Raw genomic sequence first — 7,099 nt, 5'->3', positions numbered from 1 at the left:
CCCCCCCGCCCCCCCCGCCCCCCCCGCCCTTCTCCGTCCCGCTCTCCCCGCCCCGGAGGTGCCACCCGTGCGCACACTGTCCGTCCCAGCCCGTTGGGCAGCCGTCACCGCGCTGACGATCGCCGCGTCCACCGGCTGTATGAGCGTCGGCGACGACGGCACCAGGCCGGGGCCCTCGGGCTCCACCGACTCGAAGGGCCGGGTCGTCGAGCCGAACGGTGAGACGGTGGCCGGATCCGGCGGCGCCGGGCACCGCGGGGGTGACGCCCACACCCACTCCGACGCCGACGCGGACACCGACGCGGACCGGAAGAAGCCCAAGGGCACGCCGAGCCCGGAGAAGTCCGGCGCCGTTGTGCCCTCCACCACACCGAAGAGCGGTGGCCCGCGCCCCGAGCCCGGCGTCCCGCAGCCTTCCCGCCCCGGTCAGCCGCCGGCTCCGACGCCCTCCACGCCGGGCCCGGGGGAGCCGCCGCCGGTCGTCCCGGAACCGCCCGCCCCGCCGCCCGCCCCGGACCCGGATCCGGAACCCGAGCCGGAGCCCACCGAACCCCCCGAGCCGCCCCCCTCGGCGTCGCCCGCCGCGCAGCTGCGGACGCAGGCGATGGGCGGTGCGGAGGAGAGCCGGCCGTTGCGGACGCCGGAGGCATCACCGCAGGTGGGGCCGGTGTAGCGAGGGGTCCGAAGGGACCGAGTTGCGCAATGTGGGCGGGAGTGCGTATGGTTATAGATCGTTTGATCCCATTGCCCGGCGCCGACACAGAAGAGCGCCGTGTGGCGCGTACTCTCCCTTGCCGTGGCTGGACCGCATTGAGGCGGTCGAAATTGCGAATCACGGAGTTACGGGCGCGTGCCGAGACTCCGGAAGGTTTCGCATTTCGCATGTCAATTTCCAGTTCTGACCACACCGTCATGCCCGAGAACATCGACAACGCCGAGCTCACCGAGCTCGTCGAGGCCGCTGTGACCGAGGCCCCCGCCGGCGCCGCAGCCGCAGCCGCCGCCGTCTCCGACGAGAAGGCCGACGAGAAGGCTCCGGTGGCCGAGAAGTCCGTCGCCGACTTCATCGCGGACCAGCCGGCCGAGGCTCCCGCCGAGGTCGAGACCGACGCGGCTCCCGAGGCCGACGCCGAGCCGACCATCACCTTCGGTGACCTGGGCCTGCCCGACGGCATCGTCCGCAAGCTCGCGCAGAACGGTGTGACCGCCCCCTTCCCGATCCAGGCGGCGACCATCCCGGACGCCCTGGCCGGCAAGGACATCCTCGGCCGCGGCCGTACGGGCTCCGGCAAGACGCTCTCCTTCGGCCTGCCGCTGCTGGCCTCGCTCTCCGGTGGCACCACCGAGAAGAAGAAGCCGCGCGGCATCATCCTCACCCCGACCCGTGAGCTCGCGATGCAGGTCGCGGACGCGCTGCAGCCGTACGGCGACGTGCTCGGCCTCAAGATGAAGGTCGTCTGCGGCGGTACGTCGATGGGCAACCAGATCTACGCGCTGGAGCGCGGTGTCGACGTCCTCGTCGCCACCCCGGGCCGTCTGCGCGACATCATCAACCGTGGCGCCTGCTCGCTGGAGAACGTCCAGGTCGCCGTCCTCGACGAGGCCGACCAGATGTCCGACCTGGGCTTCCTGCCCGAGGTCACCGAGCTGCTCGACCAGATCCCCGGTGGCGGTCAGCGGATGCTCTTCTCCGCCACCATGGAGAACGAGATCGGCACGCTGGTCAAGCGCTACCTCTCCAACCCGGTGACGCACGAGGTCGACAGCGCCCAGGGCAACGTCACGACCATGTCGCACCACGTCCTCGTCGTGAAGCCGAAGGACAAGGCGCCGGTCACCTCCGCGATCGCCGCCCGCAAGGGCCGCACGATCATCTTCGTCCGCACCCAGCTGGGCGCCGACCGCATCGCCGAGCAGCTCATCGAGTCCGGCGTGAAGGCCGACGCGCTGCACGGCGGCATGACCCAGGGCGCCCGTACGCGGGTCCTGGAGGACTTCAAGAAGGGTTACGTCAACGCGCTCGTCGCGACCGACGTGGCCGCCCGCGGTATCCACGTGGACGGCATCGACCTGGTCCTGAACGTGGACCCGGCCGGTGACCACAAGGACTACCTGCACCGCTCGGGCCGTACCGCCCGGGCCGGCAAGTCCGGTGTCGTCGTCTCGCTGGCGCTCCCGCACCAGCGTCGCCAGATCTTCCGCCTGATGGAGGACGCGGGCGTCGACGCCTCGCGCCACATCGTCCAGGGCGCGGGCGTCTTCGAGCCGGAGGTCGCCGAGATCACCGGCGCCCGCTCGCTCACCGAGGTCCAGGCCGACTCCGCGAACAACGCCGCCAAGCAGGCCGAGCGCGAGGCCGCCGACCTGACGAAGCAGCTGGAGCGCGTCCAGCGCCGCGCCGTCGAGCTCCGCGAGGAGGCCGACCGCCTGGTCGCCCGTGCCGCGCGCGAGCGGGGCGACGACCCGGAGGCGGCGGTGGCCGAGGTCACCGCCGAGGCGGAGGCCGCCCTGGTGGCCGCCATCTCCGTCCCCGAGCAGCCGGCCGCCCGCGACGAGCAGCGCCGCGACGAGCGGGGCAACTACGAGCGCCGCGACAACCGCGGTGGCGACCGTGGCGGCTACCGCGGCGGCAACGACCGCCGTGACGACCGCCCGTCCGGTGGCTTCCGCTCCGGCGGCGACCGCCGCGACGACCGTGGTGGCCGCCCCTTCGAGCGTCGTGACAACGACCGCCCGTCGTTCAACCGCGACCGTCGTGACGAGCGCCCCTCGGGTGGCTTCCGCTCCGGCGGTGGCGACCGCCGTGACGACCGTGGTGGCCGTCCGTTCGAGCGCCGTGACAACGACCGCCCGTCGTTCAACCGCGACCGTCGCGACGACCGCCCGTCCGGTGGCTTCCGCTCCGGCGGCGACCGCCCCTCGGGTGGCTTCCGCTCCGGCGGCAGCAGCGACCGCCGTGACGACCGTGGTGGCCGTCCGTTCGAGCGTCGTGACAACGACCGCCCGTCGTTCAACCGCGACCGTCGTGACGAGCGCCCCTCGGGTGGCTTCCGCTCCGGCGGCAGCGACCGCCCGTTCAACCGTGACCGTCGCGACGACCGCCCCGCAGGCGGCTTCCGCTCGGGTGGCACCGACCGCCCGACCGGCCGTCGTGACGACCACCGCGGCGCCAACACCGGCACCAACACCGGCACCTTCGGCCGCCGCGACGACAAGCCGCGCTGGAAGCGCAACGGCTGACCCCGCACCGGCCGATCCCCGGCCGGGCAGGTCCGCCTGACAGACCGGCAGGGCCCGTACGCCACCGAACCGACTCGGTGACGTACGGGCCCTGTTGCTGTCCCCGGGGGCGTGAACCGGCGCGAAACGGACAGTGCGGGGGCGCGACAGGGCCCAAGACCGATACCGGATCGGCTGCCGGGACCGGGCGGGCTATGCTCGGGGGTGATGTTGCAGGGGCCGTTAGCTCAATTGGTCAGAGCAGCGGACTTTTAATCCGTTGGTTGTGGGTTCGAGTCCCACACGGCCTACCGGCAGCAGGGCAGGGGAAGCCTCCTGAACTGCGGTGGAGCGCCCCGACCGGGTTTGACCGGTCGGGGCGCTCCTTTGTCGTGCGTCAGCAACCAGGCAAGTGGCAGTCCGTCCTCAGCGGGCGGCGAGGAAGCCCAGGAAACGGCTGCGGATGTCGGCGGTACGCACAGGGAGTCCTCTCCAGTCCTTCGGTTCACGTCCTTCGGGCGGTCACCGGGGGAGGGCGACGGCGCGTTCGGCGACCGGGTGCAGAGCGGCGTACTCCAGCGGTGCCGACGGGTCGATGGACACGTTCAGCTGCGCCGGGTCCGCGCCCGCCCGCACCAGGAGGTCGCCGACCGCCGCGATCATCGCCCCGTTGTCGGTGCACAGTGTCAGGGGAGGCACCCGCAGCTCGACCCCCGCCGCCGCGCACCGTTCCTCGGCCAGAGCCCTGACGCGGGAGTTCGCCGCGACGCCGCCGACCACGACCAGGGTGCGGACGTCGTACCGGCGGCAGGCGGCCAGCGCCTTCCGTGTCAGGACGTCCGCGACGGCCTCCTGGAGCGAAGCCGCCCCGTCGGCCAGCGGGATGTCCTCGCCGCGCTGCCGGTGCTGCTCGGCCCAGCGGGCGGCGGCCGTCTTCAGCCCGGAGAAGGAGAACGCGTACGGGTCGTCCTTCGACCCCAGCAGGGGCCTGGGGAAAGCGACCGCGCAGGGGTTGCCGTCGCGGGCGGCCCGGTCGATGGCCGGCCCGCCCGGATAGGGGAGGCCGAAGACCCGGGCGACCTTGTCGAAGCACTCGCCCGCGGCGTCGTCCACGGTGTCGCCCAGGTGCAGGATCGGGTCGCGCACCAGGTCGCGGACCAGCAGCAGCGAGGTGTGGCCGCCCGAGACGATGAGGACCACGCAGGGGTCGGGCAGCGGCCCGTGCTCCAAGGTGTCGGCGGCCACGTGCCCGGCCAGGTGGTGCACCCCGTACAGCGGTACGTCTGCCGCGTAGGCCAGCGCCTTCGCACCGGCCAGGCCGACCTGGAGGGCGCCGGACAGACCGGGTCCTGTGGTCACCGCGACGGCGTCGATGTCCCGCAGGCCGAGCCCCGCCTGCGCGAGGGCCTCCTGGACGACCGGGGTGAACGACTGGAGATGAGCCCGGGCGGCGATCTCCGGCACCACCCCGCCGAAACGGGCGTGCTCGTCCATGCTCGACGCCACGACATGCGCGAGCAGCCGGCCGCCGGAGACGATCCCCGCCCCCGTCTCGTCACACGACGACTCGATGCCCAGCACCACCGGAGTCCGCACGGCACCCTCTTCTCGCACATCCATCGTTACTGCGACCTATGCGCAATAAGGTACTCGCCTGCGGCGGGGTGCCGCAGAGCGGACGGCGGGGTCCGCTGGCCTGGTGGAGATCGTGGTGTCAGTCGATGCCGAAGTGCCGGGAAACCTCGTCGATCGTGAAGCGCGCGCGCAGCTTGCACGCGGAGTTCTGGTTGGCGAAGAAGCCGGGCCGCCACAGCGCCCCCGTGCGCGGCACGGCCGCCTCCCAGTCGATCGGTACGACCCATTCGCGGCGGTCCTCGCGGTCCTCGCCGTCCGCCGCCGTACCGCTGTGGGGCCGGTAGTTCCCTTCAAGAGGCAGGTCGGTCATCCGTCGGCTCTGGCCGTCGACGACGAGGTCGGCGTCCTCGAACGGCAGGGCCTCGCCGGAGACCGTGCCCACGCCGACGTACCCCGTCCTGGGGATATGGGTGAACACCCGCGCACCGACGGGGAGCGCGCGCAGTGTGCGGGAGAACCAATCGCCTCCGCCGGCCGACACGAAGCCGTACCGGCGGGCGTCGTCCCAGCTCCGGCTGCCCGGCTCGGCGCCGAAGGAGACGTACCAGTCGGTGCCGTTCCACGGTTCCCGCTTCCCGCGGCCCTGCGTTCCCGCCGGCACAGCCGTTTCCACGTCCTCGATCAGCCAGGTGCGGGCGAGATAGGAACGCCCGTCCTCCTCGAAGTGGCGGAAGAAGAGCACGTTGAGGGGGACCTGGTAGCCCGAGGCGAGGTAGGTCACGATCCGCTCGGTCGCGGCGTCGACCTCGCTCGCGACGACCGTGAGGGTGTGCGCGTTGTTCAGTACGTCGGGCGGTCCGCCGCCGAACCGCAGCGCGAACGCCTCGTCCAGTTCCTCCGGGAGGCCGCGCGTACGGGCGTACGTGGCGTACTTCTCCCGTACGTCCTCGTTGCCGAGGTCTTGGACCCAGGAGCCGTAGTCGAGCAGTTGGGCGACCACTTCCCGTGGTGTGCGGTCCCGCTTCAGCTCCAGCACGTGCAGGCCGCCGTCGGCGTCGATGGCCAGCAGATCGATGAACTTGTGGTGGTCGGTGGGCACTTGCCGGCCGATCAGCAGAAGGCGCCTGCCCAGGATCTCCGGATCGGCCTCGATGAGGTCCTCCAGGCGTGACTCCAGCGCCATCGGCCGTGTCGCCACCCGCTTCGGCTTGCCGTCGTCCACTCGCCACAGCCCGAACTCCAACGGCATGGTGTGCCCCTCCTCAGCGTGCCGGTTCCTGCCGGCCATTCTCCCCGCGGGCGCCTCGTCTCGACCGTGTCCGGCGGATCCGCGGCCGGTGGATCTCCAGGGGCGGACCGGCCGCCGTCACCCCCACGCCCGGTCCAGGAAGTCCGCGATCAGCGGGGCGATGGCGGGCAGGTGGTCCTCCAAGGCGAAGTGGCCCGTGTCGAAGAGGTGGAGTTCGGCGTCGGGCAGGTCGCTCAGGTAGGCGCGGGCCCCCGGTTCCGGGAAGAACGGGTCGTTGCGGCCCCAGGTGATCAGGGTGGGTGGGGTGTTCTCGCGCAGCCAGGCCTGCCAGTGCGGGTACTGCTCGACGTTGCCGTGATAGTCGAAGGCCAGGGCTACCTGCGCCTCCTTGCGGCCCGGCCGGTCCAGGAAGTGCTGGTCGAGCGTCCAGCCGTCGGGGGACACCGCTTCCGGGTCCGTCGTGCCGCCCTCGTACTGGCCCCGGGTCGCCGGCAGGGTCAGCAGGTCCCGTACGCGGTCCTCGGCGCCCGGCGTCTCCGGGCGCAGGGCGATGAAGGCGCGGGCGTCCGGCGACAGGCCCTCCTCGTAGGCGTTGCCGTTCTGGACGACCAGGCCCGCGATCCGCTCCGGGTGGCGCAGGGCCAGCCGGAAGCCGACGGGGGCGCCGAAGTCGAAGACGTACATCACGAAGCGGGTCAGGCCGAGCCGCTCCACGAAGCCCTCGGTGATGTCGGCTAGGCGGTCGAAGGTGTACGCGAAGCCGTCGGGGGTCTCCGTGTGGCCGAAGCCCGGGTAGTCCGGCGCGATCAGGCGGTAGTGGGCGCCGAGCGCGTCGATCAGGCGGCGGAACTGGTGCGAGGCCGACGGGAAGCCGTGGAGCAGCAGGAGGACCGGGGCGTCGGGGCGGGCGGGGACCGACTCGCGGTAGAAGACCTGGACGCCTCCGACGGTGACGTGGCGGTGAAGCGTGCGGGGGACAGCGGTCCGTAACGTCATTTCACATGCCTCCTGGATGAGATGTGGCATTAGTTTGAGCGGGCTGATGCTAATGTGTCA

General features: G+C 72.1%; 5 protein-coding genes and 1 tRNA gene. 3 read left to right on the top strand and 3 right to left on the bottom strand.

The window, feature by feature from the left end; translation table 11 throughout:
- The first annotated feature begins 67 nt into the window (after window positions 1–67).
- The 3 genes from IF17_RS0135090 to IF17_RS0135080 all read left to right on the top strand — a co-directional run bounded on the left by IF17_RS0135090 (window position 68) and on the right by IF17_RS0135080 (window position 3,530).
- Window positions 68–673, top strand: a complete 606-nt coding sequence (locus IF17_RS0135090; protein WP_030575121.1) for a hypothetical protein — start codon at window positions 68–70, stop codon at window positions 671–673.
- Window positions 674–912: 239 nt separating this feature from the next.
- Complete coding sequence (locus tag IF17_RS0135085; protein ID WP_030575119.1) at window positions 913–3,240, top strand: DEAD/DEAH box helicase; 2,328 nt, start codon at window positions 913–915, stop codon at window positions 3,238–3,240.
- A 216-nt stretch (window positions 3,241–3,456) separates the two neighbouring features.
- A tRNA-Lys gene (locus IF17_RS0135080) sits at window positions 3,457–3,530 on the top strand.
- Between the two features lie 211 nt (window positions 3,531–3,741).
- Here IF17_RS0135080 and tsaD read toward each other — a convergent pair.
- From tsaD to IF17_RS0135065, 3 genes are all read right to left on the bottom strand, one after another.
- Complete coding sequence (gene tsaD, locus IF17_RS0135075; protein ID WP_030575117.1) at window positions 3,742–4,803, bottom strand: tRNA (adenosine(37)-N6)-threonylcarbamoyltransferase complex transferase subunit TsaD; 1,062 nt, start codon at window positions 4,801–4,803, stop codon at window positions 3,742–3,744.
- Between the two features lie 130 nt (window positions 4,804–4,933).
- Entirely contained in the window at window positions 4,934–6,043 is a 1,110-nt protein-coding gene (locus IF17_RS0135070; RefSeq protein ID WP_030575115.1) for an endonuclease NucS domain-containing protein, read from the bottom strand.
- A gap of 117 nt (window positions 6,044–6,160) precedes the next feature.
- Window positions 6,161–7,039 (bottom strand): alpha/beta fold hydrolase, encoded by an 879-nt coding sequence (locus tag IF17_RS0135065; RefSeq protein ID WP_030575113.1) that lies wholly within the window; start codon window positions 7,037–7,039, stop codon window positions 6,161–6,163.
- Window positions 7,040–7,099 lie beyond the last annotated feature (60 nt).

It is taken from the genome of Streptomyces cyaneofuscatus (genome assembly GCF_000718135.1).
Classification (GTDB): Bacteria; Actinomycetota; Actinomycetes; order Streptomycetales; family Streptomycetaceae; genus Streptomyces; species Streptomyces cyaneofuscatus.
The sequence above is the reverse complement of the archived record's forward strand: the minus strand, read 5'-3'. Positions and strand labels throughout refer to the sequence as shown.